26 protein-coding genes and 3 pseudogenes are annotated in these 26,083 nt (G+C 72.2%); 14 read left to right on the top strand and 15 right to left on the bottom strand.

Annotated features, from left to right (window positions below; all coding sequences use genetic code 11):
- A partial coding sequence (locus tag IH44_RS0130645; protein ID WP_030463029.1) for a lipopolysaccharide assembly protein LapB occupies positions 1–652 on the top strand: 652 nt, incomplete at its 5' end.
- A gap of 56 nt (positions 653–708) precedes the next feature.
- Here IH44_RS0130645 and IH44_RS43225 read toward each other — a convergent pair.
- The 4 genes from IH44_RS43225 to IH44_RS41685 form a co-directional block, all read right to left on the bottom strand.
- Positions 709–1,722: an ABC transporter permease gene (locus IH44_RS43225; protein WP_051817587.1), complete on the bottom strand. Its 1,014-nt coding sequence runs from the start codon at positions 1,720–1,722 to the stop codon at positions 709–711.
- Complete coding sequence (locus IH44_RS0130635; protein WP_051817584.1) at positions 1,719–2,627, bottom strand: ATP-binding cassette domain-containing protein; 909 nt, start codon at positions 2,625–2,627, stop codon at positions 1,719–1,721. Before IH44_RS0130635 ends, IH44_RS43225 begins: the two co-directional genes overlap by 4 nt.
- A 100-nt stretch (positions 2,628–2,727) precedes the next feature.
- Positions 2,728–3,126 carry a GntR family transcriptional regulator gene (locus IH44_RS0130630; RefSeq protein ID WP_030463026.1) on the bottom strand — a complete coding sequence of 133 codons (399 nt, stop codon included), beginning with the start codon at positions 3,124–3,126 and terminating at the stop codon, positions 2,728–2,730.
- A 134-nt stretch (positions 3,127–3,260) separates the two neighbouring features.
- Positions 3,261–4,799, bottom strand: coding sequence for a DUF2079 domain-containing protein (locus IH44_RS41685; RefSeq protein WP_030463025.1), 1,539 nt, complete (start codon positions 4,797–4,799; stop codon positions 3,261–3,263).
- A gap of 279 nt (positions 4,800–5,078) precedes the next feature.
- Between IH44_RS41685 and IH44_RS0130620 the strand changes: the two genes are divergently transcribed.
- Positions 5,079–6,359 carry a YhgE/Pip domain-containing protein gene (locus IH44_RS0130620; RefSeq protein ID WP_030463024.1) on the top strand — a complete coding sequence of 427 codons (1,281 nt, stop codon included), beginning with the start codon at positions 5,079–5,081 and terminating at the stop codon, positions 6,357–6,359.
- A 358-nt stretch (positions 6,360–6,717) separates the two neighbouring features.
- Positions 6,718–7,190 (top strand): annotated as a pseudogene (locus tag IH44_RS41680) (transposase); the annotation flags it as partial.
- 61 nt (positions 7,191–7,251) lie between these two features.
- Here the strand turns inward: IH44_RS41680 and IH44_RS0130610 are convergent.
- Entirely contained in the window at positions 7,252–8,019 is a 768-nt protein-coding gene (locus IH44_RS0130610; protein WP_030463023.1) for an IS5/IS1182 family transposase, read from the bottom strand.
- Positions 8,020–8,124: 105 nt separating this feature from the next.
- Between IH44_RS0130610 and IH44_RS0130605 the strand changes: the two genes are divergently transcribed.
- Positions 8,125–8,748: a hypothetical protein gene (locus IH44_RS0130605; protein ID WP_051817582.1), complete on the top strand. Its 624-nt coding sequence runs from the start codon at positions 8,125–8,127 to the stop codon at positions 8,746–8,748.
- Between the two features lie 11 nt (positions 8,749–8,759).
- Here the strand turns inward: IH44_RS0130605 and IH44_RS0130600 are convergent, their stop codons facing one another.
- The gene (locus IH44_RS0130600) at positions 8,760–9,527 is read right to left on the bottom strand and encodes an IS5/IS1182 family transposase (protein WP_030463021.1); all 768 of its coding nucleotides are present in this window, start codon (positions 9,525–9,527) and stop codon (positions 8,760–8,762) included.
- A gap of 110 nt (positions 9,528–9,637) precedes the next feature.
- On the opposite strand from IH44_RS0130600, the gene IH44_RS41675 reads away from it, so the two are divergent.
- The 3 genes and pseudogenes from IH44_RS41675 to IH44_RS0130585 all read left to right on the top strand — a co-directional run bounded on the left by IH44_RS41675 (position 9,638) and on the right by IH44_RS0130585 (position 10,936).
- Positions 9,638–10,033, top strand: coding sequence for a hypothetical protein (locus tag IH44_RS41675; protein WP_030463020.1), 396 nt, complete (start codon positions 9,638–9,640; stop codon positions 10,031–10,033).
- A 124-nt stretch (positions 10,034–10,157) separates the two neighbouring features.
- A pseudogene (locus IH44_RS48665) lies at positions 10,158–10,541 on the top strand (IS5/IS1182 family transposase); the annotation flags it as partial.
- Positions 10,538–10,936: a hypothetical protein gene (locus IH44_RS0130585; RefSeq protein ID WP_030463019.1), complete on the top strand. Its 399-nt coding sequence runs from the start codon at positions 10,538–10,540 to the stop codon at positions 10,934–10,936. The pseudogene IH44_RS48665 and the gene IH44_RS0130585, both read left to right, overlap by 4 nt.
- 51 nt (positions 10,937–10,987) lie before the next feature.
- Here IH44_RS0130585 and IH44_RS0130580 read toward each other — a convergent pair whose 3' ends face one another.
- Complete coding sequence (locus IH44_RS0130580) at positions 10,988–11,572, bottom strand: hypothetical protein (protein ID WP_030463018.1); 585 nt, start codon at positions 11,570–11,572, stop codon at positions 10,988–10,990.
- A 304-nt stretch (positions 11,573–11,876) separates the two neighbouring features.
- Between IH44_RS0130580 and IH44_RS41670 the strand changes: the two are divergent.
- A pseudogene (locus IH44_RS41670) lies at positions 11,877–13,108 on the top strand (IS110 family transposase).
- Here the strand turns inward: IH44_RS41670 and IH44_RS0130570 are convergent.
- From IH44_RS0130570 to IH44_RS49220, 7 genes are all read right to left on the bottom strand, one after another.
- Positions 13,105–13,497 carry a hypothetical protein gene (locus IH44_RS0130570; protein ID WP_030463017.1) on the bottom strand — a complete coding sequence of 131 codons (393 nt, stop codon included), beginning with the start codon at positions 13,495–13,497 and terminating at the stop codon, positions 13,105–13,107. The pseudogene IH44_RS41670 and the gene IH44_RS0130570 overlap by 4 nt on opposite strands.
- A gap of 265 nt (positions 13,498–13,762) precedes the next feature.
- The gene (locus IH44_RS0130565; protein WP_030463016.1) at positions 13,763–14,524 is read right to left on the bottom strand and encodes a sporulation protein; all 762 of its coding nucleotides are present in this window, start codon (positions 14,522–14,524) and stop codon (positions 13,763–13,765) included.
- A gap of 307 nt (positions 14,525–14,831) precedes the next feature.
- The gene (locus IH44_RS46800; RefSeq protein ID WP_157852516.1) at positions 14,832–15,659 is read right to left on the bottom strand and encodes a CHAP domain-containing protein; all 828 of its coding nucleotides are present in this window, start codon (positions 15,657–15,659) and stop codon (positions 14,832–14,834) included.
- 87 nt (positions 15,660–15,746) lie between these two features.
- Positions 15,747–16,685, bottom strand: coding sequence for a peptidoglycan-binding protein (locus tag IH44_RS0130555; RefSeq protein ID WP_198545069.1), 939 nt, complete (start codon positions 16,683–16,685; stop codon positions 15,747–15,749).
- 96 nt (positions 16,686–16,781) lie between these two features.
- Positions 16,782–17,216, bottom strand: a complete 435-nt coding sequence (locus tag IH44_RS0130550; protein ID WP_030463013.1) for a hypothetical protein — start codon at positions 17,214–17,216, stop codon at positions 16,782–16,784.
- A gap of 248 nt (positions 17,217–17,464) precedes the next feature.
- A complete protein-coding gene (locus IH44_RS0130545) occupies positions 17,465–17,734 on the bottom strand; it encodes a hypothetical protein (protein WP_030463012.1) in 270 nt (89 codons plus the stop codon).
- 9 nt (positions 17,735–17,743) lie between these two features.
- Positions 17,744–17,878: a hypothetical protein gene (locus IH44_RS49220; RefSeq protein WP_255358152.1), complete on the bottom strand. Its 135-nt coding sequence runs from the start codon at positions 17,876–17,878 to the stop codon at positions 17,744–17,746.
- Positions 17,879–18,179: 301 nt separating this feature from the next.
- Here IH44_RS49220 and IH44_RS0130535 point away from each other — a divergent pair, with 301 nt between their 5' ends.
- The 3 genes from IH44_RS0130535 (at position 18,180) to IH44_RS0130525 (ending at position 21,642) form a co-directional block, all read left to right on the top strand.
- Positions 18,180–19,154 (top strand): helix-turn-helix transcriptional regulator, encoded by a 975-nt coding sequence (locus tag IH44_RS0130535; protein ID WP_030463011.1) that lies wholly within the window; start codon positions 18,180–18,182, stop codon positions 19,152–19,154.
- A 180-nt stretch (positions 19,155–19,334) separates the two neighbouring features.
- A complete protein-coding gene (locus IH44_RS0130530) occupies positions 19,335–21,041 on the top strand; it encodes a serine/threonine-protein kinase (RefSeq protein WP_157852515.1) in 1,707 nt (568 codons plus the stop codon).
- A gap of 208 nt (positions 21,042–21,249) precedes the next feature.
- Positions 21,250–21,642: a hypothetical protein gene (locus tag IH44_RS0130525; RefSeq protein ID WP_232795146.1), complete on the top strand. Its 393-nt coding sequence runs from the start codon at positions 21,250–21,252 to the stop codon at positions 21,640–21,642.
- A gap of 375 nt (positions 21,643–22,017) precedes the next feature.
- Here the strand turns inward: IH44_RS0130525 and IH44_RS0130520 are convergent, their stop codons facing one another.
- The gene (locus IH44_RS0130520; RefSeq protein ID WP_030463008.1) at positions 22,018–23,538 is read right to left on the bottom strand and encodes a nitrilase-related carbon-nitrogen hydrolase; all 1,521 of its coding nucleotides are present in this window, start codon (positions 23,536–23,538) and stop codon (positions 22,018–22,020) included.
- Positions 23,539–23,731: 193 nt separating this feature from the next.
- Here IH44_RS0130520 and IH44_RS0130515 point away from each other — a divergent pair, with 193 nt between their 5' ends.
- Genes IH44_RS0130515 through IH44_RS0130505 form a run of 3 tightly spaced genes read left to right on the top strand, consistent with a single transcriptional unit; the run spans position 23,732 to position 26,024 of the window.
- The gene (locus IH44_RS0130515; protein WP_051817577.1) at positions 23,732–25,003 is read left to right on the top strand and encodes a sensor histidine kinase; all 1,272 of its coding nucleotides are present in this window, start codon (positions 23,732–23,734) and stop codon (positions 25,001–25,003) included.
- Positions 25,000–25,704, top strand: a complete 705-nt coding sequence (locus IH44_RS0130510; RefSeq protein WP_255358151.1) for a response regulator transcription factor — start codon at positions 25,000–25,002, stop codon at positions 25,702–25,704. Before IH44_RS0130515 ends, IH44_RS0130510 begins: the two co-directional genes overlap by 4 nt.
- 20 nt (positions 25,705–25,724) lie before the next feature.
- Positions 25,725–26,024 (top strand): GMC oxidoreductase, encoded by a 300-nt coding sequence (locus IH44_RS0130505; protein WP_030463005.1) that lies wholly within the window; start codon positions 25,725–25,727, stop codon positions 26,022–26,024.
- Positions 26,025–26,083 lie beyond the last annotated feature (59 nt).

Genomic DNA, 26,083 nt, shown 5'->3' with positions numbered 1-26,083 from the left:
GCCCGGGGGGGCCCGGCAGCCCCCCGCCTCCCACCAGAGCGACCCCGCCTGGATCCCCCCGCTGACCGCCGCCGACACCTGGCTCGCCCACCTCCACCTCGGCACCCTGCACGCCCACCGCGGCGACCACGACAGCGCCCGCACCTGCTGGCAGCGCTCCCTCGACCGGCACCCCACCGCCTGGGCCTGGCGCAACCTCGCCGCCCTCGCCGCCCACACCGGCGACCTCGACGAAGCCGCCCACGCCTACCGGCAGGCCCTCCGGCACGCCCCCGCCCTGCTGCCGCTCGTCCTGGAGAGCACCGCCCTGCTCCTGCGGGCCGGCCACCCCCGGGAAGTCCTGGACCACCTCGACGCCCTGACCCCGGCCCAACGCGCCACCGGCCGGGCCCGCTGGACGGAGGCCCGCGCCGCCCTCGACAGCGGCGACGTGGAACGCTGCGGACGGCTCCTGCACGAAGGCATCGAGATCGCCGACCTCCGCGAGGGCGAAGGCTCCCTGCACGAACTCTGGTTCGCCCACCGCCGCGCCGCCACCGCCTCCGGCGCCGCCACCGGCACCGGAGGCGGCGCTGCTCCCGACCAGGGCTCGGGCCCGGACCTCCCGCGGGCCTACGACTTCCGGATGCTGACCGCGGACGCCACCGGCTGACGCCCGCAACGCCTCGGCCCCGCACGCCGGGCGTGCGGGGCCGAGGACCGGGACCGCTAGGAGCGGCGCTCCCGCCGCAGGCGCCGGAAGACCACGACCAGGACGGCCACCGTGAGCAGCAGCAGCCCTCCGGCCTCCACCAGTTGGACCGGCACCAGGTGCCCGGCCGGGTGGTAGCGCAGCCACACGGTGTCGGCCTTCGCGCAGGGGTCCGAGCCGAGGCAGGCCGACGTGCGCACCCGCGAACCGTCCGCCAGCACCAGCATCCGGTCGACCAGCCAGGCGTTGGTGGGCTGGGAGGTGCCGACCGGGCCGGTCGCCTCGACGGCGGGCCAGAAGTCCGGCCGGGCCCAGAAGGCCAGGCCGCCGAGGGCCGCCACCAGCGCCCCGGTCAGGAACATCGCGGGGACCACCCGGCGGCACAGCTGGCCGACCAGGACGCCCAGCGCGAGGGCGAACAGCGACCACGCCACCGGGGCCACCCCCAGGGCCGGGTAGGTGAGGGCCTGGAACGGCGGGTCGAAGGCGATCGGCCCGTGCACGACGTCCGTCCACCACACCCAGGTCATCAGGCAGGCGAACACCCCGCTGACCACCAGCACGGCGACGCCGGGAACGGCGAGGCGGGCCGCCAACCAGCGGGCGGGGCCGACGGACTGGGTCCGGATCAGCCGGATCGTGCCGCGCTCGTACTCCTGGGCCAGCAGCGGCGCACCGACGAACACCCCCAGCAGCAGCGGGAGGGCGGCGGCCAGCGGCTGCAGGACGGACAGGTACCAGAAGTTCGGGCGGCTGATCGGGGAGAGCAGGATCCAGCAGGCGTTGCTGTCCCACGTCTCGGGGTAGTAGCAGCCGGTCCGCCGCAGCACGCCCACGATGTGCCCGATCGAGACGTGCAGCCACACCAGGTCCGCCGAGACCAGCACCAGCAGCACGGCCAGCACCCGCAGCAGCACCCGGTTCTGCCGCAGCGACAGCCAGAGCAGCCCGCGCAGCCGGGGAGCGCGGGCGGCCCCCCGCTCCCGGACGGCGGCGGGTTCCGCCGGCTCGGTCAGGACGTCGGTGCTCATGCCGCCCTCTCGTCGTTCTCGTCGTTACTGCGGGCACTGCGGCCACTGCCGGGGGAGCGGAGGTAGCCGAGCAGCAGCTCCTCCAGCCCGGGGCGCTCGCTCTGCCACCCCTCGTCGAACGGCCCGTCGGTGCGCACCAGCGCGGTGGCCCGGCGCCCGACCACCCGCCGCTCGACCACCAGGTGCTCCGGGAGCCCGGGCCCCGCGGCGGGCCCGGCGAGCAGCCGGTGGCCGTCCAGGACGTCCTCCAGGTCGCCGGAGAGCCGGACCCGGCCGCCCTGGACGAGCAGCAAGTGGTCGATGACGCCGTCGAGTTCGGGCAGGACGTGGGAGGAGACCACGATCGTGGTGCCGCGCTCGGCGGCGATCGACATCAGCGCGCCCGTCAACTGGTGCCGGGCCAGCGGGTCGAGGTCGGACATCGGCTCGTCCAGCAGCAGCAGGTCGGCGCGCTTGCCGAGCGCCAGCGCCAGCGAGACCCGGGTGCGCTGGCCGCCGGAGAGCGAACCGACCCGGGCCCGGAGCCGCAACTCGCCCTGCTCGACGATCCGCCGGGCGCCCTCCTCGTCCCAGACCGGATTGAGCTCGCGGCCCATCCGGAGCGTCTCGGCGACGGTGAGCCCCGGGTACAGCGGCTTGTCCTGCGCCACGTAGGCGACCTTGGCCCGCAGCCCCGGCGCGCCGGCCGGCTCGCCGAGGACGCGCAGCCCGCCCGCGTCCGGCGCCAGCAGGCCGGCGGCGAGGGCGAGCAGGGTGCTCTTCCCCGCGCCGTTGGGGCCCACCACGCCGCTGATCCGCCCCGCCGGGACGGTGAAGTCGCAGTCGCGCAGGGCCCATTCGCCCCGGTAGCGCAGGCCGAGCCCGGCGGCCTCCAGCGCCGGAACCGCACTTGTCGGGTCGTTCACCCGGTCCCCCTCGCTCGCTTCTCGTTCCGGCGCCGCGGGCAGTGCCCGGGACGCCTCCGTTCGGTCCCCGGGCGCCACCCGGGAGGTCACCGGCGCGCCGTCACCCGGCGGAGCCGGGCGTCCCGAAGCGCTGGTCCAGTACCGACGCCACCAGGGCGGCGACGTCCTCGCGCTCCAGCCCCGACGCGCGGGCCCGGTCCACCCAGCCGACCAGCTCCCCGCGCAGCGGGCCGTCGGCCGCCGCCTCCGGCCGCGCCAGCGAACGCCGGACGAAGGTCCCGAGCCCCGGCCGGGGCTCGACCAGCCCCTCGCGCTCCAGCTCGCGGTACGCCTTCAGCACGGTGTTGGGGTTGATCGCGGTCAGCTCGACCACCTCGCGGGCGGTCGGCAACTTGTCCCCGGGCTCCAGCAGACCGAGCCGCAGGGCCTGCTTGGTCTGCTGCACGATCTGCTGGTACGTGGAGACGCCGCTGCGCCGATCGATGCGGTACTCGATCATCCGGTCACCCGATCACGCCTGTTGTGGCCTTTCACTAGTTCAATGGTGGAATGGTGGCCCACTGCGGCGCGGGGGTCAAGCCGGACCGGGGGCGGGTCGCCGACCGACCGTCAGATCGGGGAGCCGAGGCGGCGTCAGGGCCGTTCGAGCAGCAGCAGCCCGTCCCGCTCGAACCGCGGCAGGTAGCCAGCCCCCCGGTAGAACGCCAGCATCCGGGCGGTGTCGGCGGTGGCGCACGGGGCCTTCACGCTCGGATCGCGCAGGTCCACGGCCACCCACCGCGGGCCCGCGCCGACCGGCGCCCGGCACACCAGGGTGACGTCCGCCCGGGAGGTGAGCTGGGCGGCCAGCCGGTTGGAGGCGGCCACCGCGGCGCCGTCGGGCACCAGCCGGAGCATCGCCCGGGCCTCGGCCACCCGCGGCGAGGTCCGCCACGCCTCGGGCATCACCACCTCGTGCAGCGGGTACAGCGGCAGCGTCACCACCGCCACCAGCACGGTCACCGCCAGCCCGCGCCGCACCCGCCGCCCCGCCCCGGCCGCTCCGCCCGCGCCGCCCGCGCCGCCCGCGCCGCTCGTCCCGCTCGTCCCGCCGGCCCGGCGCACCGCGTCGACCAGGGCGGCGAACAGGACCGGCATCAGCACCGCGCTGTAGTGGTAACTGACGCCCCAGTAGTGCGGGTTGGTGGAGAGCAGCCGCCAGGCCAGGGTGGGGACGCAGAGCAGCACCAGCGGCGAACGCAGGCCCAGGAAACCGGTGGTGGCGGCCAGCAGGAACAGCAGCAGCCACTTCACCGGCGGCCAGCCGAGCCGCAACGGCAGCGCCCAGAACGGGGCCCGGGCGCCACCGCCCCCGTCCAGCTGCTGCCAGTAGTCGAAGCCCCCGTGCGGGTTGAACGACGGCAGCACGACGAGCACGACCAGCGCCGTCGCCACGACGCCGACGACCGCGAGCACCAGCCCGGGCACCGGCGTGCGCCGCTCCCGCCGGGCCCGCCAGGCGATCAGCAGGCCGACGGCGGCCACCGTCAGCCCGAGGTCCTCCTTCACCAGCAGCAGCGGCAGCGACCAGAGCGCGGCGGCCAGCGGCCGGCGGCGGCCGAGCGCGACGGCGGCGAACGCCAGCAGCGGCACCGCGAACGCGATCTCGTGGAAGTCGTCCGCCGCGGCCCGCACGATCCCCCACGACGCCCCGGTCGCGCACCCCACGACCAGCGCCACCCGCGCCCCGGCCACCTCGTGCGCCCAGCGGGTGAGCGGCACCACGGCCAGCGCCATCAGCACGGCCTGCGCCGCCACCAGCGTCAACGGGCTCGGGAAGACCCGGTAGAACGGCGCCAGCACGGCGACCAGCGGATGGAAGTGGTCCCCGAGCAGGTGGTAGCCGGGCCCCTTCAACGGGACGATCGGCGCCTGCCCGTGCGCGTACGCCCGCACGGCCTGCTCGAAGATGCCCAGGTCGTACGCCTTGCTGAGCCCGCGCCGGTACCGGTTGACGGCGACGCAGAGGTAGAGCGCGGCGAACCCCGCCGCCAACCCCCAGGCCAGTACGGCGGGGCGGCGCAGCAGCGGGCCCGGCAGCCCCGCCGCCCGCGTCGAGCGGTCGGCGGTCTGGTCGGCGGTCGGGTCGGCAGGTGGAGCGGCGGGCGGGGGAGTGGCGGCGGCCAGTGGCATCGGCAAAGTACCCTTTCACTATTCGATTAGTGGAAGGGTGGTGGAAGTCCGCAGGCCCGTCAACCCCGGTCCGGCCCCGCCGATCGGGCCTCTGACCTGCCCTTTTCCACCCGCTCCGGCGGCCCGCGACACCCCGGCCGCCGCCCCCGCCGCCCACCTCCGGGCTGCCCCATTGGGGTGACCGCGGCCGGTGTCGCGGCCGGGAGCGGCCCGGCGGGTCCTATCGTCGGCAGGGCTCCCGGCCGGGGGCCTGGCGGTGCGAGTCGAGCGTGGAGCGGCATGGCGACCGGAATCCCCCCACAGGTGAACGCCCCGCAGGCCCGGGCCGCGAAGGTGCTGCGCCGCGGCAAGCTGTGGCTGGTGCCGGGCGTGCTGAGCGCCCTGGTCGCCCTGGTGCTGTCCCTGCTGTACATGGGCGGCATCCTCACGCCGCAGGACGACCTGCACCGGATGCCGATCGCCCTGGTCGACTCCGACGCCGGCCCGCCCCTGCCCGGCCGGACCGCGCCGCTGGGCGCGGAACTGGCGGACGCGGTGGCCGCGGGCACGCCCCCCGGCCAGGTCCAGTGGCGCCGGCTCTCCCGGGCCCAGGCCCAGGAACAACTCGCCTCGGGAAAGGTGTACGGGGCCCTGGTGGTACCGGAGGACTTCACCCGCAGCGTCGGCGCCCTGACGACGGGCCAGGCCACCGCCCGCCCCGTCCTGCTGGCGCTCACCAACCCCGGGACCGGTTCGCTGGCCTCCTCGCTGGCCTCGCAGATCACCCAACTCGCGGCCCACGAGTCCTCGGTGGCACTCGGCAAGCAGCTGACCGCCGCCGCCCCCGACGCCCCCGCCACCGCCAGACTCCTGCTCGCCGACCCGGTCGACGTCCAGGTCCAGCAGGGACACCCGATCGCCCGGCACACCGGACTCGGCCTGAGCGCCTTCTACTACACGCTGCTCCTGGTCCTGGCCGGCTTCCTCAGCGCCAACCTGGTGCACAACGGAGTGGACGGCGCCCTCGGCTACGCGGACAGCGAGATCGGCCCGTGGCACTCGCGCCGGCCGACCCTCCCGATCACCCGGACCCAGACCCTGGTGGTCAAGATGACGATGACCGCGGGGCTGTCGGCCGTCACCACCACGATGATCATGCTGGCGGCCGTGGGCATCCTCGGCATGGACGCCCCGCACCTGCCGCTGCTGTGGGTCTTCTCGTTCTGCGCCTGCGTGGCCGTCGGCCTGGGCACCCAGGCCATCAACGCGGCCTTCGGCTCACTCGGCCAACTCGTCGCCATGTTCGTCTTCATCGCGCTCGCCCTCCCCTCCTCCGGCGCGACCATCCCCCTGCAGGCGACCCCCTCCTTCTACCGCTTCCTGGGCGCCTTCGAGCCGATGCGCCAAGTCGTCGGCGGCGTCCGGTCCATCCTCTACTTCGACGCCCGCGCGGACGCCGGCCTGACCCGGGCCTGGCTGATGATCCTGCTCGGCTTCGCCGTCGCCCTGGTCTTCGGCTTCGCCATGACCCGCTACTACGACCGCAAGGGCCTGCACCGCATGGTCCCCACCCCGTCCTGACCCCGCTCCGCCCTAATAGCTCAGCAAGTGAGCCCGAGCACGGAAGCGCAAAGGCCCTCTGTGTGAGGTGGAAGCCGGCCCCGTTCCGGGACTGTGATCCCTCGGGTCAGACCGGCCCCTCCTCACCACGCCACCGGGCGGAGGCCCAAGGTGGATCCGGGGACGCGATCCCTTCAGCAAGACCGCGCCCTGCCCGGTGGCTCCGCACCAAGCCAGGTTTCATGTCCTCAGCCCGTAGGCAGGGGCCGACCTCTCAGAGGGTGGTTCGTGACTGTCTGACCGGTTCTGTTGTCACCTGATGGTGTGGGTGTGGGCGGAGTCTGCCGGTCGTCGGCCGGTGGTCTGCTGGGGTGGCGGGGTGAGTGAACGCAAGCTGTACCCCAGCGACTTATCGGACGAGCAGTGGTCATTGATCGAGCCGGTGCTCAGGGCCTGGAAGGACCGACACCGCTCGGTGAGCGGCCACCAGGGCACCTATGCGAGGCGCGAGATCGTGGACACGATCCTCTACCAGGGCAGGACCGGCTGCCTGTGGGCCTACCTCCCGCACGATCTGCCGCCGAAGAGCGCGACGTACTACTACTTCGCTGCCTGGCGGGACGACGGGACCGATCAGGTGATCCACGAACTCCTGCGCTGCCAACTCCGCGAGCGGGTCCGCCGATTAGAGGATCCAACCCTGGTGGTACTGGCCACGCAGAGTGTCCACGCAGCTGCCGGGGTCCCCGCCTCCACGGCCGGTCGGGACCCGGCGAAGCGGGTGCCTGGCCGCAAGCGGGCCTGGCCGTGGACGTGCTGGGCCTGATCATCGCCGTTGTCGTCCTAAAGGCTGTTCCGTAACCGATCTTGCTGCCCGGTGACCGGCGGGGTACCGGGCTGATGGGGGCGGGGCTTACGCGGCCCGGAGCAGGTTGTGGAGACGGGCGATGCCGCGCATGGCGATATGGACGCCGTCACCTTTGAGGCGGCAGTCGCGGAGGATCTTCCAGGTCTTCATCCGCGCGAAGACATGTTCGACGCGGGCGCGGACCCGCTTGTGTGAGTGATTGTGTTCCTTCTTCCAGTCGCACAGCTCGCCGCTTGCTGGGCGGCGGTGCGGGATGACAAGTCCGGTGCCCTGGTAGCCGCCGTCGGCGATGGTGGTCGTCTTGCCCACCTCGGAGGCGGCACCCGAATCGGTCCACGCCTTGCAGTCATTGCGGTTGCCTGGCAGTGGGCGGCCCACGGCGACGACCAGGCGGGTATCAGCGTCGACGACGACCTGGTGGTTGGTCGAGTAGCGATAGTTCTTCGACTGTGCGGCGATGGAGCGGTCCCGGGTGGGCACCAGCGTGCCGTCCACGATCAGCACGGTGGCCGGGCGGAACCGTCTGCGGGGCTTGAGCGCGAGCAGCGGGCCGATGTGCTGCAGCATGCGGTCGGCGGCCGACTTGGACACGCCGAAGAGCGGTGCAAGCTGTCGCAGCGTCAGGTTCGTCCGCCAGTAGGCGGCCACCAGTAAAAGCCGGTCCTCAAGCGACAGTCCCCAGGGGCGTCCCGGACGTATCCCATCGGCGCCCTCGCGTCGCAGCGCCACGACCAACGTGCGGAATTCCCGCGGAGTCAGCCCGGTGAACGGGAGTATCCATGAGGCTTCCGATGCGGTGATCACACGAGGCATCCCGTGATCTTCGCATCAGCCAGCGGAGACCGCCCTGCCTGAGACAGGGGGCCGGAACCAGGACGTCCCTGGGGGGATGTCCTCGCTCTCTGCCATGCTGCGCGCGTGGCTTCTCCTGGCTCCCGAACGAAGACGACCGATGTCTGGTCGCTGCCCCAAGACGAGCAGCTCATCGGACAGCGCATCAGCGACGCCCTGCCGCGATCCGGCTGGCTGTGCAGTCATCCCGGCCCGAAGGGCCTTCACCAGGTGCATCTGCATCGCCACCTCGGGGAGGCCTTGAGTTGCGGTGGTCGGCAAGCGTTTCTGCTTCTGCCGACTGGGGCTCGGGCGCCTGAGGACGTCCTGGTGGACGACGCCGTCGCCGCCGGATCCGACATCGGACACTCGGCCGTCATGCAGTTCCTTTGCTCACGCCGCCTACAGGACGGCGAGGGCGAAGTCTTCGAAGCCGGCCGTCTCGCGGTGCGCTGGATCGAGCAGGAGGTCGGGACTGAGAGACACCAGCTCCTGACCGAGGAGACGAGCCTTGCCTGGAAAGCTCTGAGAGCGGCGACCCGGCCAGCCATCGTCGAGAACACTCAGGGCCGGCGAACGTCCGGTATGAGGATCGGCCCTGCCGCTCAGGACCTCGTGACCCGCAGCGGGATGCCGCTGACACGAGGCGGCGTCCAACGTCTACATCTGGTCGCCGCGCTCCCCACCACTCAGATGCGGGACAAGCTTTAGATTGGCTTCGCCTATGCGGCCTGGAGGAGGTTGTGGAGGCGGGCGATGCCGAGCATGGCGTGGTGGGCACCGTCGCCCTTGAGGCGGCAGTCGCGGAGGATCTTCCAGGTCTTCATCCGGGCGAAGACGTGCTCGACGCGGGCGCGGACCTGCTTGTGCTCACGATCGTGCGCGACCTGCCACTCGGTCAGCTCGCCACCGGGTGATCTCCGGTGCGGGATGACGAGGCCGGTGCCCGGATAGCCGCCGTCGGCGATGGTCGTCGTCCTGCCGACGGCGGCCTTCGCACCGGATTCCTCCCAGGCCTTGCAGTCGTTCCGGTTGCCCGGCGGGGGCTTGCCGACCACAACGACAAGTCGGGTGTGAGCATCGATGACGACCTGGTGGTTGGTGGGGTACCGGTAGTCCTTCGACTGCTCGGCGATCGTGTGGTCGCGGGTGGGGACCAGGGTGCCGTCGACCATCAGCACGGTGCCCTTGCGGAACCGGCGCCGCGGATGGAGTGCGAGCAGGGGTCCGATGTGGTTGATGATCCGGCCCGCGGCAGACTTCGACACCCCGAACAGCGGCGCGAGCTGCCGCAGCGTCAGGTTCGTACGCCAGTAGGCGGCGAGCAGCAGAACCCGGTCCTCCAACGGCAGACTCCACGGGCGGCCTCGGTTCATCGCGTCGGCGCCCTCGCGGCGGAGCATCGTGGTCAGCTTCTGGAAGTCGCGTGGGCGCAGCCCGGTGAACGGGGATGTCCAGGACGGCTCCGAAGCCGTGATCACACCAGCCATCACAAGATCGTTCCGCAATGCCCGTCGCAACATCGCGATGCTCCGTCTCCCTCGCCCCGGCCCCGCCGAATCCTGTAGCAACCTCCCCGCACGGTCTCTACAGTCACGGCATGGCCACTGAAGACGAGCCCCCGCACCGGCTCGACATCGCCGCGATGCTCACCGACCAGACCAGCGCCTGCAAGCCGGCACGCGACGCCATCACTGCCGGCGCCGACGTGACGATCTGGGACAGGGAGGTGCCCCACTGGATGGTCGCCGGTATCGCCGCAACGAGGTTGAAGCACACCTTGGCCCGTGGCCGGCAAGAGATCATCGGCCTCGACGAGACCGTTGAGATCCTCGCGCGGCACAACGGCGAGCAACTGCGCACCGGGCTCATCGACTCAGCGGACGGGCTCTGGTCCTTCACTCTGTACTTCGACGCCACGGGGACCGAACTCTTGGCGTGCAGCGGCGTCAAGCGGCCCCGACGGGACAGCGCGAAGGACTCATTCGAGTCCTGAGCTGATCCGCATCCAACCTCTGCTCGTCCGCCACCACCTGCAGTACCTCAGCTTCGAGGAATAGGCCGAGGCGGCAGGCGTTCTGGCGAGATCTCAACTGCGGTCAGGCGTTACGGGACAAGCCTTAGCCGAGAGCACGCATGACAACGCTGCGGGCATCGCCTTGCTGGACCAAGTCGCGGTGTACGTCGGCGGCACCGTCCGCAAGGCTCTGGTTGACCAGGGCTTCAAGAAGCAGGTCACCGCGCACGGGCACCCTCCTCGGTATCGAGGTCGAGATCGTCGAACGCAACCCGCAGGACAGAGGATTCATCCCGCAGCCGAAACGCTGGAGGGTCGAGCAGACCTATGGGATCTTGATACTGCACCGGCGTCTGGTCCGTGACTACGAGCACCGTCCGACCCCCCCGCCTCCCGTGTCTACTGGGCGATGACCCAGGTCATGGCCCGCCGCCTCACCTGCGCGAATACAGCCACCTGGCGCGACCCGGAGCCGATGACCGCGTGACCATTCAGCCCCTGCTCGATGCGCTCGCCATCCAGGAGAACGCCGCCCAGGCCCTGGCCGGCGACCTCCGCACGCAGATCGAGGACCTGCAGGACCGACTGCGAGAGGCGGAGACCTATCTCGAACACCTCGCGATCACCCGCAAAACCGTCACGGCGCTCGCGGACCGCCTCCCGGCAGGGGCGCCGGAGACGCCTGAGCACCCGGACTACCCCCGCATCCTCGCCGCCTTCAACGAGACCTCCGGCCCACTCCGAGCCCGTGATGTCTGCGAAGCCCTCGACCACGAACTCCTGGCGAAGAACATCGAGAAGACCCGTGCCAAGCTGAAGCGCCTCGCCAAGCTCGATGTCCTCACGGAAGTCGCCCCCGGCAGCTTCACCAGGAAGCAGTAGCCGACCGCGCCCCCACGGCCTTCAGGACCCAACCGGCACCGTCACCGGCCCCTACCAGCCCCACTCCACCGGCCCTATCAGCTGCAGCCCAACCTGCCGGGCCAGCCATTCGGCACGTGCCTCGCCACCCTCGCGGAAGTGGATGAAGACCGTGTGCTCCGTGGCAGGAACCTCACGGAACACGTCACGACTGTTGATGGAGATCTGGAGATGGGCATCCTTGCTGACCATCTCCAGATCGAGCTCCGGGACGGCCGGCCAGGCGAAGTAGTCCCAGGTAATCCGGCCTCTCCCCGAACCGATCACACCGAAAAACGCCTCCTCGACCGACCCGACCGGTTGGTCCTCAAGGTAGAGCGTCACCGGGAGCAGTGCCACCATCCGCGGATCCCCTGCCGCGATCATGCGCCGGATCTCATCGTTGGACTCAGGCCGATACGGGTCATCAGGACACACCCAGGCCTCCGGGAAGGCAGCAACCATGCGCTGTGCCTCTGCCAGCGTCAGTGCTTGCGTCTCCACGTCAACGAGGACCTCGCCCATGGGGATGGCAAGGCTCAGCAGACGCTGGATGACTTGGTGGGCGCTCAGCAGATCGGGAGTTCGCAGAATCGGCAGGGCATTCGAAGTGCTCACGGCGGAGCAGCCTGACAGATACAGCCCAGCACACTCGCGCGAGTTTGCCCTGATCGGCTGTGTTTCCGCCCGTCCCACCAAGTGACACCGCTCCTCAACATCGCCTCGAAACGGGTACCACCTCACAAACCGGCCTCTCAGCAGTTCGCGAGCCCGGAGCTCTCCAACAGACCGAGGTCCCTGCCGGTCGCTGGAGACACGAACGGCTCATGAGATGGCGCGCCCCGAGCACTTCTATTAGAGCGCCGCGTGCTTCGCACGGAGCCGACCACCACTGACGCAACTCGCAAACAGGAGAACGAGGTTGAGCAACATCTTCTGCGGTATCGACTGGGCCGAGAACCACCACGACATCGCGCTGGTCGACCAGGGCGGCACCCAACTGGCCAAGCTGAGGATCAGCGACGACAGCGCCGGCTTCAATGAGCTGCTGGAGCTGCTGGCCCGCCACGGCGACAGTCCCGAGGAGCCCATACCGGTGGCGATCGAGACTCCGCGCGGTCTCCTGGTGGCCGGTCTGCGGGCAACCGGGCGCAACGTCTACGCGATCAACCCACTGGCCGCCGCGCGCTACCGCGACCGCAGCAGCATCTCCCGGGCCAAGTCGGACGCCGCCGACGCCCGCGTCCTGGCCAACATCCTCCGCACCGACATGGCCGCCCACCGGGCTCTTCCCATCGACAGTGAACTCGTCCAGGCCGTCGCCGTGCTGGCCCGAGCCCACCAGGACGCGGTCTGGGACAAGACCCAGATGGTCAACAGACTCCGCTCCCACCTGCGCGAGTACTACCCGGCCGCCCTCCAGGCGTTCCACGGCTCCGGCACGCTGGGCCTCGACTCCAAGCACGCCCGAGCGGTCCTGGCCACGGCACCCACCCCGGCGGCGGCCCGACTCACCCGCAGCCAACTGCGTGCTCTGCTCAACCGCGCCGGACGGCTCCGGCGTAGGACCGACGTGGAGGTCGAACGGCTCCGGGAGATCTTCCGCAGGGAGTGCCTGCACCACCTGCCGACGGTCGAGCAGGCCATGGGCAAGCAGGCCCAGGCCCTCATCCAGCAACTCGACGCCACCTGCCGGAGCGTCGACGACCTTGCCGCGGCCACCGAGGAGGCGTTCCTCTCCCATCCCGACGCGGAGATCATCACCAGCTTCCCCGGGCTGTCCGTCACGTCCGGAGCCCGCGTCCTCGCAGAGATCGGTAACGACCGGCACCGCTTCGTCGACGCCCGGGCTCTGAAGGCATATGCCGGCGCCGCACCGGTGACCCGGGCCTCCGGCCGCAGCCGCGTCGTGGTCGCCAGAGCCGTCAAGAACCAGAGGCTGGCTCCGCCGGCTACATGTGGGCCTTCGCCGCCCTGCGCTCGCACGAACCCCGAGAGCACTACGACGCCCGACGCGGCGGCGGCGAGCGGCACACCGCAGCTCTGCGGAACCTGTCCAACAAGCTCCTCGGCTGCCTCCACCACTGCTTGCAGAGCCGCACGCTCTACGACTCCGAACAGGCTTTCGCCCAGGCTGTCGCACTCGCTGCCTAAAGCCGCGTGCCGACAGAGATGTCGACTGCAGCCGCGTTCCAGCCGGGCTCGTCAACGGCGACCCGGATCCGCCGCCTGCCGGCTTCCCCGACGAGACTCACGAAGCGCGTCACACCCATGACATCACCGATGACCAGCCGTCCGTCGGCCAACGAGATCGCCCCCTCGAAGACAGTCGTGAAGGAAGGATCCGGTCCGGGCCCCTCCTCGAACGGCTCGGAGAAGAGCCGGACCCTGACCAGCCGAACCTGAGCCTGAACCCGGACCACCACGTGGGTGTCACACCCGACCGCGGCTTCGTCTCGCAAGTCCAGCGCCGGCAACCAATCGGTCGATCCCAGCGCCAGAACTGGATGATTCACCCGAAAGTCAACACCCGCGACCTGCACGTTCGATCCCCTCCGGACTCCCCTTCACAACGCTCGGCGATGCTACCGGGCGGTTCCGACATGCCGGCTGAAGACTCAGATGCCACCGACTGCAGGGGTTGGACGTGACGCCGCCACCGCCGAGTTGACCGCCAGCGACATGAGATGTCTGACCTTGCCCCGCCCCGCTTCGCCGGACGACCGCCGACGGGCCGCCGGAGCACCCAGCCCCGCCGACCCGTCGGTCCTTCGTTCCCGCTTCCGCTTCTGCTTCCGCCCCGCGCGGTCAGTGCCCCAGCGCGCCCCGGATCCAGCCGTCCACCGTGCCGGTCAGGTCCTGCTGCCCCGCCGCGTGGTCCAGCACGAACGTGCGCACCGAATCGCCGCCGAACACTCCGCGCTTGTCGAACTCCAGCACCACCTCGACCCGGTGAGGGCCCGTCACGAACGACAGCTCGACCTCGTTGCAGCGCCGCGCGAACTGCGCCGCCGCCTTGTACTCGATCTCCTGGTAGAACGGCAGCGTCTGGCTCGTGCCGTGGATCCGACCGGCCTCCAGATCGGCCCGGTGGAAGTGGAAGCCGAGCGCCGCCAGCGCCTCCAGCACCCGCTGCTGCACCGGCAGCGGCTCCACCGCGAGCGGATCGGTGTCCCCGCGGTCCAGCTGGCCGGCGATGTCCACATCGGTGCGCACCCCGAGCACCATGCCCGCCAGGTGGTGCCCCCCGATCGCGGTCAGCGGCGTCTCCCACGGCACCGGGAAGGCGAACGGGACGGCCAGTCGCTCCCCGGCGGCCAACCGCAGCGGGCCGCAGACCTGCACCCGGGCGAACTCCTTGGTGGTGTGCCCCTCCTCGTCCCCGTACTCGACCTCGACCCGGGCCGCCAGGCAGAGCGTGACACCGTTGATCTCGGCGTCCCGCTCGCCACCGACCAGGTTGACCTGCCCGTGCACGGTGCCGCCGGGGTAGACGGCGGGGGTGGACAGCACCGTGTCGACGGTCGGTCCGCCGACGCCCAGGGCGCCGAGAAGCCGCTTGAACACCATCAGGGACACTCCTCACAGAACCGGGATCCACAAGCCCACCGATCGTACTTTGCCCGCACTTTGCCCCCGCCAGCCCTCCCCGGGCTCCCTGCCCTCTCCGTCCTCCCTGCCCGGCAGGCCGGCGACACATCGAAGCCCCGTCGGGCGGAGGCGACTTGGTGAAGTCACCTGCCTGGCGGGGCTTCGATGAGTACTGCTGCGGCTCCGGCGGACCTCGTCACGCTGCCGCGACCCGCACACCCACGGGGTCAGCCCGGCGGGGGAGTTGCCCGCGGCCCGGGGGTGCCGGTGTCCTGCTGGTGGCGGCTCAGAAGTGGATCATGTGCTGGAAGGAGGCCTCCGAGCTGCTGACCTTGAGGTGGCTGCGGGTGCCGTAGGCGAGGGGGTTGTTCCAGTTGTACTCCTCGACGTCGAACGAGCCGTCGGAGTACACCGCGTTCACGTAGGCGACGTGGCCGTACACCCCGTGGGTGTCGTTGACGGCGATGGCGCCGACGGTCGGAGTGGTGTTGACGGTGATGCCGAGGCGGCGGGCGGCGTCGTCCCAGGTGGCGGCGTTGCCCCAGGTGGTGCCGCTGTAGGAGTTGCTGAAGTTCGGGACGCCGAGGCGGCTGGCGATCCGGTAGGCCGCGAAGGCGGTGCAGTTGTTGGCGGCGAAGCCGCGGGTGCCGTGGTCGAAGTCGTTGGTGGGGCTCTGGTTGCTGCCGCCGCCGCTGCTGCTGAGGAACAGGTGGGAGGCGTTGTTGTTCTTCAGGGTGGAGTTGAGATTGCCCTTGGCGCCGGGGGCGAAGTCCTGGCTGGCACCGGCATAGCCGCTGTTGTAGTAGACGCGGACGGTCTGCCCGGTGCGGTTCCACACCGACGCGGCGTTGTTCTTGACGCAGATGCCCTGGCCGGCGCCGGCGCTCTTGAAGTCGTAGCAGGTCGGCTGGGTGGCCCCGAGGTCGCTGATCGAGCCGGTGAAGTCGGAGACCGAGCCGGCCTCGTCGCTGTTGTAGTAATAGCAGAACTCCCCGGAGTCGCAGACCCCGTCGCGGGACGCCGCGAAGGCGGGGGCGGAGGTGGCGGCGACGAGGGGGACGGCCAGGGCCAGTGCGGTGCCGACGACGGTGAGCGTGGTGCGTATGTTCTTCATGGCTCTCTCTTCTCGCTTCTCGTGACGTGTTTCGTGGCGTGCGGACGTGCAGGTGCCCGGGTGCTCAGGTGGTCGTGCCGCGCGCGGTCAGTGGGTGCGCTGGTACTGCTCCCAGGTCTGGATGGGGATGCGGGGGCCGTCGTCGGCGGCGTGGTTGGCCAGGCCGTTGAGGCCGAGGTAGTAGTCCCCGGTCTGGTTCTGGGCCTGGGTGGCCAGGTCGGTGTCGCTGATCGCGGCGGCGTGGATGTGCCACGGCCAGTTGCCCTGGGTGGGGTTGCGGACCCAGGCGGCGAACCCGACCTGGCGCAAGGCCCGGGCGACGGCGGTGCGGGTGGTGCTGGACATGCCGTCGACGTTGACGTCCACCACGCCGCCGCCGTCGTGGGTGCCGGCGGAGGTGGGATCGCCGCCGGGGTTGTAGGAGCCCTGGTCCAGGGTGAGGCGGAAGCCCAGGAGGCGTTCGGCTTCGGTCAGCATGTTCTGGGTGCGGGTGTCGACGGTGTACCCGTCGCGCTGCAGCCGCGCGCCGGGCCCGATCTGGTGGGTGACGGTGAACCGGCCCTGCCCGAGTGCGGCGAGGGAGGAGGCGCCGGGCAGCCCGTTGGCGTCCAGGCCGCTGTAGCCGAGGGAGCGCTGGAAGGCGGCGTAGGCGGCGATGGTGGTGGTGCCGAAGTACCCGTCCACCCAACGGGCGTCGAGGAGGTTGCGGGCCTGCAGGGCCTGCTCGACGGCCAGCACCGAGTCCTTGGCCCCCGGGGTCAGCGTGTTATCGGCTCGCCGGGGATCGATCTGGGCCGCCAGCACGGTGGCCTCCATGTCCACCACGGGCAGCGTGGTGACGGCGGCCGCCGACGCCCCGGCCGGGGACGGTGGCGGTGGTGCCGCGTGGGCCTGTGCGGCGCTCAACAGCAGGCCGCTCAGGACGGCGGCGGCGGTCAGCAGCCGGGTCGCGCCGTTCCGGGTCGCGGTGCTCCGGTTCGTGGTGCCCCGGGTCGCGGTGTTCCGGTTCGTGGTGACGGATGCCATGCGGTGGTTCCTTCCGGTGGGGGTGCGGAGGGTCGGCCCTGCTCCCGCGTCGGTGCCGGGCAGCGGGCTGGTGAGGGCGCCGGACCGGCGCGGTGGTCAGCAGCGGACGTCGGTCTTGACGGCGACGTCGCCCGAGTAGGGGATGGGGCCGTTGCCGTTCCAGCCGAGGGCCTGGGTGCACTGCGACAGGGTGGCGGCGCCGGAGGACCAGATCTCCACGACGTTGCGGTCGCACTGGGGGTCCTGGACGTCGTGCCCGCCGTTGGTGACGATGGCCGCGCACACGTTCCAACTGCTGTGGGTGGAGCGGTAGCCCTCCCACACGTACAGGTAGGAGTAGTTCTTCCCGCAGCCCTTGTACTGCTTGACCGAGGCCATGGTCTGCCCGCCGACGTTGAGGTAGGCGGTGCTGCCGATCTGCGTGACGCTGGAACAGCCGGACGTGGTGGAGGCACTGGCGGTCCCGGGAACGGCGACGAGCATCGGCACGGCGAGGGCGGCGACGGTGGCGAGCTTGGCGAAGACGGACATGGCGGACAACCTTCTTTCGGGAAAAGGGAACGGAGGAGGTGCCCCCGGCCGTCGCCAGGGCATTGGGGCGGGCTTTTCCCGCACGGATTCCGCATGGATTCCGCACGAATCCCGCATGAATTCCGCGAGTTCGGACGGGAGCTGGCAGGCGGTTCTCGATCTCCCGGCACGACTGCACCCGGGTGCGCGGGTGCGCGAGTGCGCGGGTGCTCAAGCGCTCAAGCGCTCAAGTGCTCGGGAGAGAGTTCCTACGCGGGGACGAGGTGCCAGCCGCGCAGGGACGGCGCGTGCCGCAGCGCGCGTTCGCAGACGCGGCGCAGGTTCGCAACCGCCGCATCCGGAGTGTCCGCGATGATCGCGGCAGCGATGCGGTAGAGGTCGGGGTCGACGCGGGTGCGGATGTGCTCGACCCGGTCTTCGGGCCGGCTGTGGACCCAGATCAGATCGGTGACCGTTGCGGCCGTCAGCTGCGACGGCGCCGGGTCAGGACGGACGAGAGTCACTGCGACCAGGTGCACGGGATCCCGTCAGCTCTGCGTGGGTGGTGCGGGACGCGCGCTGTCCCAGTCGAAGCCCGAGGCGATGACGGTGTGTCGGGCGCCCGAGTGGTCCGCGACGGCGCTGCCCGCGGCGGCGGCGCCCAGGCCGGCGGTGAATGCCACGACCAGAGCAGTGCATACGATGCGTATCGAGTGAGCCACGACTGTTCTCTCCTGTTTCGTCACTGATTCCGTGCCGGTGAATGGTTCGCGGAACTCGCCCCGTTTTCGTGGTGTTCTCCGCTGCTGAGGAAGAGCTTGCCGCCCGGGGAAGGCGATGTCACGGCCGTACGGCTGGCATCAAGTCACTCGGCATCTACGTGCCAGATCATCTGTGTGCCGGATCATTTCGTCTGCAGAGGCATTGCGCCCCCGGTCGCCGCGCACCGATGATGACGATCTTCGACACGGGGAGGACAGCGCGGTGTTGCAAGCACTCGGACTGAACGCACTGACGGAGGGTGTCTACCGGAGCCTGCTGGCCGAACCGGACTGGGGGGTCGACCGGATCGCCGCCAACCTGCACCTGCCGGAGGCGGAGGTGCGCGAAGCGCTCGACGAACTACTGGAACTGACGCTCCTTCGGCCCGCGGCCGGCTCCCACACGCTACGGGCCGTCAGCCCGGAGGTCGGACTGACCAGGCTGCTCGCCCGCAACCAGAACCAACTGCTCTTCCGCCAGCAGCAGTTGGAGAGCGCCCGGGCCGCGATCGCCGCCCTCTCCGCCGAGTACGTCGACCGGCGGCCCGATGACGAGATGGTCCTGCGACTGGACTCCCTCGAAGCCGTCCGCGACCGCCTGGAGGAACTCGCGGCGACCGCGACCCGGGAGTGCCTGTCCCTGATGCGCGGGGGAGCCGTCCGCCCCGACTCCATCCAGGCCGGCAAGCACCCCAACCAGCTCGCGCTGGAACGCGGGGTGGTCATCCGCAGCATCTTCCAGGACAGCTTCCGCAACGACCCCGACACCCTGCGCTACGCCCGCTGGCTGGCCGACCTGGGCGGTCTGACCCGCACCGTCCCGCTCCTGCCGATCCGCCTGGTCATCGTCGACCGCAGCACCGCCCTGATCCCGACCGACCCCAGCGACGGCCGCCGCGGCGCACTCGAACTGCACGGCGAAGCCCTCATCCAGCCCCTGTGCGCCCTGTTCGACGAACTGTGGCGCAGCGGAACCGAGTTCGGCCGGCCCGCCCCCCGCGACGACCAGGACCTCACCGGATCCGAACGCGCCCTGCTCAAACTCCTGGGCGAAGGCCACACCGACGAGTCCGCCGGCCGCAAACTCGGCCTCTCCCTGCGGACCGTGCGCCGGATGATGCAGGACCTGATGAACCGCCTGGGCGCCGAGAGCCGCTTCCAGGCAGGGGCCCAAGCCGTCCGGAAGGACTGGCTGTGACCCCGGACCGGCCGCACCGGCCGCACCGGCCGCATCGGCACCGCCGGACGCTCCGCAGCGCAGGCCGCACCGGACGGCCATCGAACTGACGGCCTGTCCGCGGGCCGGCCTTGGTGGTTGACTCTTCTCCACGGGGGAGTGGGCCGTGCCCGCTCCGGGACGGGCGGAAGGTGCCACGGGGTGGATTCTGGAACGCTGCTGGGGCAGCGGTACCGGCTGACGGAACGGCTGGGGCGCGGCGGCATGGGGGAGGTCTGGGCGGCGCACGACGAGCAGTTGCGCCGCACCGTGGCGGTGAAGATCGTGCTCGCGGCGCTCGGCAGCGACCCGCAGCTGCTCGCGTCGCTGCGCAACGAGGCCCGCACCGTCGCCGCGCTCCAGCACCCCGGCATCACGGTGGTCCACGACATCGGCGACAGCGACGGCCACCCGTACGTCGTCATGGAACGCCTGGAGGGCCGGACCTTCGCCGACCTGCTCCGCCGCCACCCCCGGGGCCTGGCCCCGGAGCGGGCGGCGGCCCTGATGGCCCAGGTCGCCGACGCGCTCGACCACGCCCACCGCAGGGGCGTGGTGCACCGCGACATCAAACCCGCCAACCTGATGCACCTCGACCAGGACACCGCGAAGATCCTCGACTTCGGGATCGCCAGCTACACCGAGGCCACCGCGCACCTCAGCTCCACCGGCGTCGTCATCGGCTCCGCCCCCTACATACCGCCCGAGCAGTGGACGGGGCACAAGGCCACCCCCCGCTGCGACATGTACGCCTTCGGCGCGACCCTGCACACCCTGCTGACCGGCACCCACCCCTTCCCCGGCCCCACCTTCGCCGCCTGGATGCACCAGCACCTCGACACCGAACCACCCCACATCGAAGGCGTCCCCGCACCGCTGGCCGACCTCGTCCGACAACTCCTCGCCAAGGACCCCGCCCGGCGCCCCACCGCGGCACAGACCGCCCAGACCCTCACCGCACTCCGCGAACAACCTCCCGCCGCCTACACCCCGACCGAGCGGGAACCCGTACCGGCCGCTCCGGCCCCGGTGGGCCAGGCCCCAGAGGACCAGGCCCCAGAGGACCAGGCCCCAGAGGACCAGGCCCCAGAGGACCAGGCCCCAGAGGGCCGGGCCCCGGTGGACCCGCCGCAGCAAGCGAAGCCGCGCAAGCCCCGGCGCAGCCCGGACCGGCGGAAGAAGTCCCAACCGCCCACCGAGCGGCGGTCGATCGGGCCCGATCGGTCCGCCACGGCAAGCGTCCCCAGGGAATCCGTGTCCGGGCCCGGCCTCGTCCTCGGGGCCGGGTTCGTGGCGGCAGCCGTCGTGATGGCGGTCAACTCGAAGGCCGACAGTTCCACCACGCTCGCGGACATCCTGGTCGTGTCGGCCCTCGAACTGGGTATCGGGCTCTTCGGGCTCCTCTGCCTCTGGCTCTCCTTCTCCGGGCCGCTGGCCTGGCGGAAGTCCGTGGGAGTGGACTCCCTCGGCGTGACGGTGGCCGTCCGCAGGGGGAGGTCGAGCGCGCAACTCCGGATCCCGTGGGGGGACATCGCCCGGATCTCGGTCGTCAACGCCCGACCGCACGGCAGGGAGATGCGCGGCGCCCCGGGCCAGTCGATGGCCGCCCTCACCGTGCAACGCACCCCCGGAGCAGCGGAACCCGCGACCACCGCGACCGGAAACCCCAGCGCGAAGGCGAAACGCCTGGTCAGGCCCCGGACGTTCGACCGGACCGACAGGTTCGACGTGACGGACTGCCAATTCCTCGCCGCCGCATCCGAATTCAGCGGCGACGCGACCGGATGGGAGGAGGTGTGCGAACTCCTCAAGGAGAGCGACCGCTACTGCGACGAGAACGACTTCTGGAACGCCGTACGGAAGCGGTAGCCCCCGGGGACCCGTCCCCTTCCCGGGGACGCCGTGCGGGGGACGCCATGACCGGCGAGGCCCCCGCCGGTTATTGACGTCGTGTCAGTTCATTTTCCTGTTCGCCCTCTTCGGGGCGGTGTCCTGCCCGATGATGTTGTTGTCCTCGGGAAACCCCCTGGGCAGCTGGGTGAGTGGCCTGGTCGGGGGGAAGGGGGCCGGTGTGGAGATGATCGGCAGCACCGGCCTGCACGGCGGGCCCTGGCCGGAGCTGATGCCCGACGGCCGCCCGGTCCTGGTCGTCCCCGCCTGCCCGCACCGCCCGGTGCTCGCCGCGGACGGCTGGACCGGCCTCGACACCCTCCACCGCTCCGCCGACCCGCACCCCGGCTGGTCGGCCGTCCTGGACGACCACCGCCTGACCCTGCACCGCCCCGACGGCACCCGCTGGTTCGACGGCCCCGTCCCCGCCGACCGCCACTGGCGCCGCCGCCTGCGCGACCACCGCACCCTGCTCCTGATCACCGGCCCCTTCACCACCCCCTTCGACTTCCGCCCCGCCGCCCAGGCCGGACACCTCCTCCTGCTCACCACCCCCGCCCACCTCCACGGCGACCTGTAGCCCCGGCCCGCCCCCTGCCTGCCGGTCAGGACCGGGAGGCGACCGCTTCGAGCCCGCCGCCCGGACACGGCGAACCGAAGGCCGCCGCCGACGGATCCGATCCTGCAGGGCCGTCAGCAGCACCTCGGCGACGCCCCGCCGCCGGGCGGCCGCCCGCCACTCCCGGCCCCGCCCCGCCCGCCTTCTCACCCCCCTCGGACGGCTACCCGGTACTCGGGCACGGGCGGATCAGGAACCGACCACCGCAGGAACCCGGGGCCGCCACCCCGGGCTCGTCGAAGCCTGCTTCGGTCGGCAGCTCGCCGCCCGCCTCCTGGTGGAGACCGGCGACGACCCGGCCTCCTCCGGGCTGCCGGCTGCCCACCGCCTCCGCGCTCAGGCCGGGGCCGCTGCGCCGGGGCGGCGCGGCCGGAGCAGGGCCGCGGTGGAGAGTCCGAGGGTGAGGGCGAGGCACAGCCAGGCGAAGGTGTCGCCGATCCGGGTGTAGGGCGTCGGCGCCCCCCGCGTGGGCAGGTACGCCACGGTGGCCTGGCGGTCGGTGGTGAAGTAGTCGGTGGTCGCCAGCACCCGGCCCTGGCGGTCGAAGGCCGCGGTGACGCCCTCGGAGTCCTGGCGGAAGAGCGCGTAGCCGTTCTCGACGGCGCGCAGCGCGGCCTTGCGGGTGTGCGCGAGGCCGTACTCCCGCCAGTCGTGGGCGGGGACGAGCATGACGTCGGCGTCCACCCGCATCAGTTCGGGGAAGTCCGCGTCGTAGCAGATCACGGTGGCGAGGCGGCCGTACGGGGTGTCCACGACGGGCACCTCGCCGTCGCCGGGGGTGTAGGACTCGGAGCCGGGGATGGGGTGCGCCTTGTCGTACGTCCACCGGACGGCGCCCGCCGGGTCGATCAGCAACACCAGGTCGCGGCCGTACGCCGGGCCGGTGGCGCCGAAGGTCTCGATGCCGATCTCCAGGTAGACCCCGGAGCGGCGCGCCTCGTCCTGGGCGTGCGCGATCACCGAACCCGCGTACGAATCCTGGGTCTTGACGGCGCCCTCGGGCCAGACCACGATCTTCGCGCCGGCCCCGGCCTCCCGCCGGGTGGCGTCGAGCAGGCTGCGTTCGACGGCGGTGACGGCCGGCTGGAGCTCGGCGGCCGGCGCCGTGGCGAGGTCGCGGCGCGAGCCGCCGGGCACCCGGGCGAAGGCGGCCCGCTGCCCGTCCAGGGCGGCCCGGTCGGCGCTGACCCCGGCGACCCGGACGGTCGGCGCCCGCGGCGGCAGGAAGGCGAGCCGGACGCTCCCCGCGCCCAGCACCGCCAGCAGGACGGCCAGGTGGACGGCGACGGCCCGGCGCGCGAGGCGCCAGGAGCGCTGCTCCAGCAGGCGGTTGGCCACGGCGGCGAACCAGCCGACGAGGAAGGCCACGCCGTACGAGCCGGTCAGCGCGAGCAGTTGGAGCAGCGGCAGGTCGCCGTCCTGGGTGACCGCGAGGTTGCCGTACGCGGTGCCGAACGGCGAGACCAGGGTGATCAGGAACTCCGCCCCGGCGAACGCCGCGGGGAACAGCAGCAGCGCGGCGGCCGGCCGCAGCCGGGCCGCCAGCAGCCGGTCGAGCAGGAACGGCAGCGCGAGCAGGGCCGAGAGGGCGGCCGCCCCGGCGACGGTGACGGGCACGAGGCCCATCCGGGACTCCACCAGCCAGCACAGCGCGGCCACGGTGTTGGCCGCCCAGACGCCCAGCCCGCCCCACCAGGGCCGGCCGGTCCGGGTGAAGCGCAGCAGCAGGACGGGGAAGATCCAGGCGGCCGGCGCCAGGTCGAAGCGCCCGCCGACGGCGAAGCACTGCGCGACGGTCCCGAGCAGCAGCAGGAGCGCGGGCCCGGCGGCGGCGCGCAGGGACGGACGGTCGGTCATGGCGGGTCGGTCCGATCGGTCGGCGGTCGGCCCGGGGAACTCCGGACCGCAGCCGACGCTAGGGACGGACCGGCACCGCGCGGATCGTCCCGCCGGGCGAGGCCGCCGTCGCGCACGCACCTTTCGATGCGGCCGGACGGCGGATCGCCGCCCGCGCCCCGGCCGTTAGCCTTGACGACCAGTGATGACAGTGATGACAACGGACCCGGCGGCCGCAGCGCGCCGCCTCACCCACCGGTGCGCCGACCTGCTGGCCCGACGGCCGTGGCTGCCGGACGCGGCGCTCGGCGCCGGCCTGACCGCCTTCGACGTGCTCACCCTGCTGGCCCGCGACCCCGCGCCGAGCGCGGCCGGCACCCTGCTCTGGGGCGCGCAGACCGTGCCCCTGCTGTGGCGCCGCCACCGGCCGGTGGCCGTCCTCGCCGCGATGACCGCCGCCTTCGTGCTGTTCGCCGCGGCCGACCCGGTGCCGGGCAAGACGCCCGGCCCCTACCTGCTCGTCCTCGGGGTGTACGCCGCCGCCCGCTACGCGCCCGCGGCGCGCAGCGCACCCGCCGCGGCGCTCGCGCTGGCCACCGCCGTCGGCACCGACCTGCTCTGCGGACGCGCCCTGCCCGCGCACCTCGGCTCCGTCGAGCCGACCAGCGCCACCACGTACACGGTCTTCCTCACCACCGCCTGGTTCCTGGGCCGGGGACGACGGCGGATCGGCGTCCAGGCCGGGCGGCTGCGCCTGCTCAACGCCCGCCTGCGCGCCGAACGGGAGGCCAACGCCCGGCAGGCCGTCCGCACCGAACGGGCCCGCATCGCCCGCGACCTGCACGACGTCGTCGCCCACCACATCAGCGCGATCGCCGTCCAGGCCCGCGCCACCGGCGAAGCGCTCGCCGGGGAGGGCGGCGACCCCGGCGACGGACGGCCCGGGGTGGAGCGGATCGCGCGGACCGCCGACACCGCCCTGGTGGAGATGCGGCGCATCCTCGGACTGCTGGCACCGGCGGACGGCGCCGACGATCTCGCACCGGAACCGTCACTCGCCCACCTGGACCGGCTCGCGTCCGTGCTGGAGGCCGCGGGCTGCCGGGTGACCGCCTCGGTGGACGACGCCCTGGCCGCACCCGGCGCGCTCACCGCGGCGATCCGGCTCTCCGCCTACCGCGTCGCCCAGGAGGCACTGACCAACGTCCTCAAGCACGCCGGCCCCACCCGGGTGCGGATCGAGGCGCGCAGGACCGCCGACGCCCTGACCCTCCTGGTCGAGAACGGCCCGCCGGCCCCCGGACACCGACCCGTACCGGGTTCCGGACGGGGCCTGCTCGGCATCCGCGAACGGGCCGCCGCGTTCGACGGAACGGTGCACGCCGGGCCGCGCGACGACGGCGGATGGCGGCTGTCCGTCACCCTGCCGCTGGGGGCCGACACGCCGTCAGGAGCCCTGGGCCCGGCTGCCGGAGCGGTGGCGTGACCCCGCTCGCGGTGCTGGTGGTGGACGACCAGGAGATGGTGCGCGAAGCGCTGCGCGCCGTGATCGACCGCCGGGAGGACCTCCGGGCGGTCGGGACGGCCGGCGACGGGGAACAGGCCGTGGCCCTGGCCTTCGACCTGCGCCCGGACGTGGTCCTGATGGACGTGCGGATGCCCGGCACGACCGGCGTCGAGGCCACCCGGCGGATCCTCGCCGACTGGCCCCACGCCGACCACCCCGCCCCGCGCGTCCTCGTCCTCACCACCTTCGACCACGACGAGTACGTGCACGCCGCCCTGCGGGCCGGCGCCACCGGATTCCTGCTGAAGAACAGCAGTCCCGACGAACTGGCCCGGGCGATCCGGGTGGTGGCCGACGGCGAGTCCGTCCTCGCCCCGAGCGTGACCCGCCGCCTCGTCGGAGCGGTGACCGCACTGCCCGCAGCACTGCTGATCGGCACCCCGCGCGTCCACGACGACCGCGAACGGGCACTCGAAGCGCTCACCGAACGGGAACTGGAAGTCCTGGTCCTGGTCGCCCGCGGCCGTTCCAACGCCCAGATCGCGGACGGCCTCGGCCTCACCGAAGGCACCGTCAAGAGCCGCGTCAACCGCATCCTCACCCGCCTCGGCCTGGACAACCGCGTCCAGGCCGCGATCCTCGCCCACGAAACCGGCCTCCTCGGCCCCCCGCCCCACTGACCCCCCCACCGACCGGGGCGGTGGAACTCCTCCCGCCGGTCGCCGCCGCCCCGCCCCTGCACGACACGGCCGAGGTGGAAGCCTCCTGCGCGGGCGTCGAACCCGGCGACTGGCAACTGGTGTCCGTCCACTCGACGGCCTCGTGCCGGATGGGCCCGGCGGAGCGCGGCGGCGTGTGCGACGAACTCGGCCGCCCGCACGGCCACCACAACCTGCACGTCGGCGACGCCTCCGTGCTCCCCGGCGTCACCGGCATCAGCCCGCAGGAAACGATCATGGCCTTCGCCCACGAGATCGCCGCCCGCTTCCTGCACACCTGACCACCCCCCGCCCCACCCGCTCCGGGCGCGCCCCACCCCCACGAACCGGGCGCGCCCGG

The organism is Kitasatospora sp. NRRL B-11411 (genome assembly GCF_000721345.1).
In the GTDB taxonomy this organism is placed as follows: domain Bacteria; phylum Actinomycetota; class Actinomycetes; order Streptomycetales; family Streptomycetaceae; genus Kitasatospora; species Kitasatospora cineracea.
The sequence above is the reverse complement of the archived record's forward strand: the minus strand, read 5'-3'. Positions and strand labels throughout refer to the sequence as shown.

Excerpts from the sequence above, each read along its gene's own strand:
- IH44_RS43225 (WP_051817587.1), bottom strand. The coding sequence starts at position 1,722 with ATGAGCACCGACGTCCTGACCGAGCCGGCGGAACCCGCCGCCGTCCGG.
- IH44_RS0130630 (WP_030463026.1), bottom strand. The coding sequence starts at position 3,126 with ATGATCGAGTACCGCATCGATCGGCGCAGCGGCGTCTCCACGTACCAG.
- IH44_RS41685 (WP_030463025.1), bottom strand. The coding sequence starts at position 4,799 with ATGCCACTGGCCGCCGCCACTCCCCCGCCCGCCGCTCCACCTGCCGAC.
- IH44_RS0130620 (WP_030463024.1), top strand. The coding sequence starts at position 5,079 with ATGGCGACCGGAATCCCCCCACAGGTGAACGCCCCGCAGGCCCGGGCC.
- IH44_RS0130610 (WP_030463023.1), bottom strand. The coding sequence starts at position 8,019 with ATGCCTCGTGTGATCACCGCATCGGAAGCCTCATGGATACTCCCGTTC.
- IH44_RS0130600 (WP_030463021.1), bottom strand. The coding sequence starts at position 9,527 with ATGGCTGGTGTGATCACGGCTTCGGAGCCGTCCTGGACATCCCCGTTC.
- IH44_RS41675 (WP_030463020.1), top strand. The coding sequence starts at position 9,638 with ATGGCCACTGAAGACGAGCCCCCGCACCGGCTCGACATCGCCGCGATG.
- IH44_RS0130565 (WP_030463016.1), bottom strand. The coding sequence starts at position 14,524 with ATGGTGTTCAAGCGGCTTCTCGGCGCCCTGGGCGTCGGCGGACCGACC.
- IH44_RS46800 (WP_157852516.1), bottom strand. The coding sequence starts at position 15,659 with ATGAAGAACATACGCACCACGCTCACCGTCGTCGGCACCGCACTGGCC.
- IH44_RS0130555 (WP_198545069.1), bottom strand. The coding sequence starts at position 16,685 with ATGGCATCCGTCACCACGAACCGGAACACCGCGACCCGGGGCACCACG.
- IH44_RS0130550 (WP_030463013.1), bottom strand. The coding sequence starts at position 17,216 with ATGTCCGTCTTCGCCAAGCTCGCCACCGTCGCCGCCCTCGCCGTGCCG.
- IH44_RS0130525 (WP_232795146.1), top strand. The coding sequence starts at position 21,250 with ATGATCGGCAGCACCGGCCTGCACGGCGGGCCCTGGCCGGAGCTGATG.
- IH44_RS0130520 (WP_030463008.1), bottom strand. The coding sequence starts at position 23,538 with ATGACCGACCGTCCGTCCCTGCGCGCCGCCGCCGGGCCCGCGCTCCTG.
- IH44_RS0130515 (WP_051817577.1), top strand. The coding sequence starts at position 23,732 with ATGACAACGGACCCGGCGGCCGCAGCGCGCCGCCTCACCCACCGGTGC.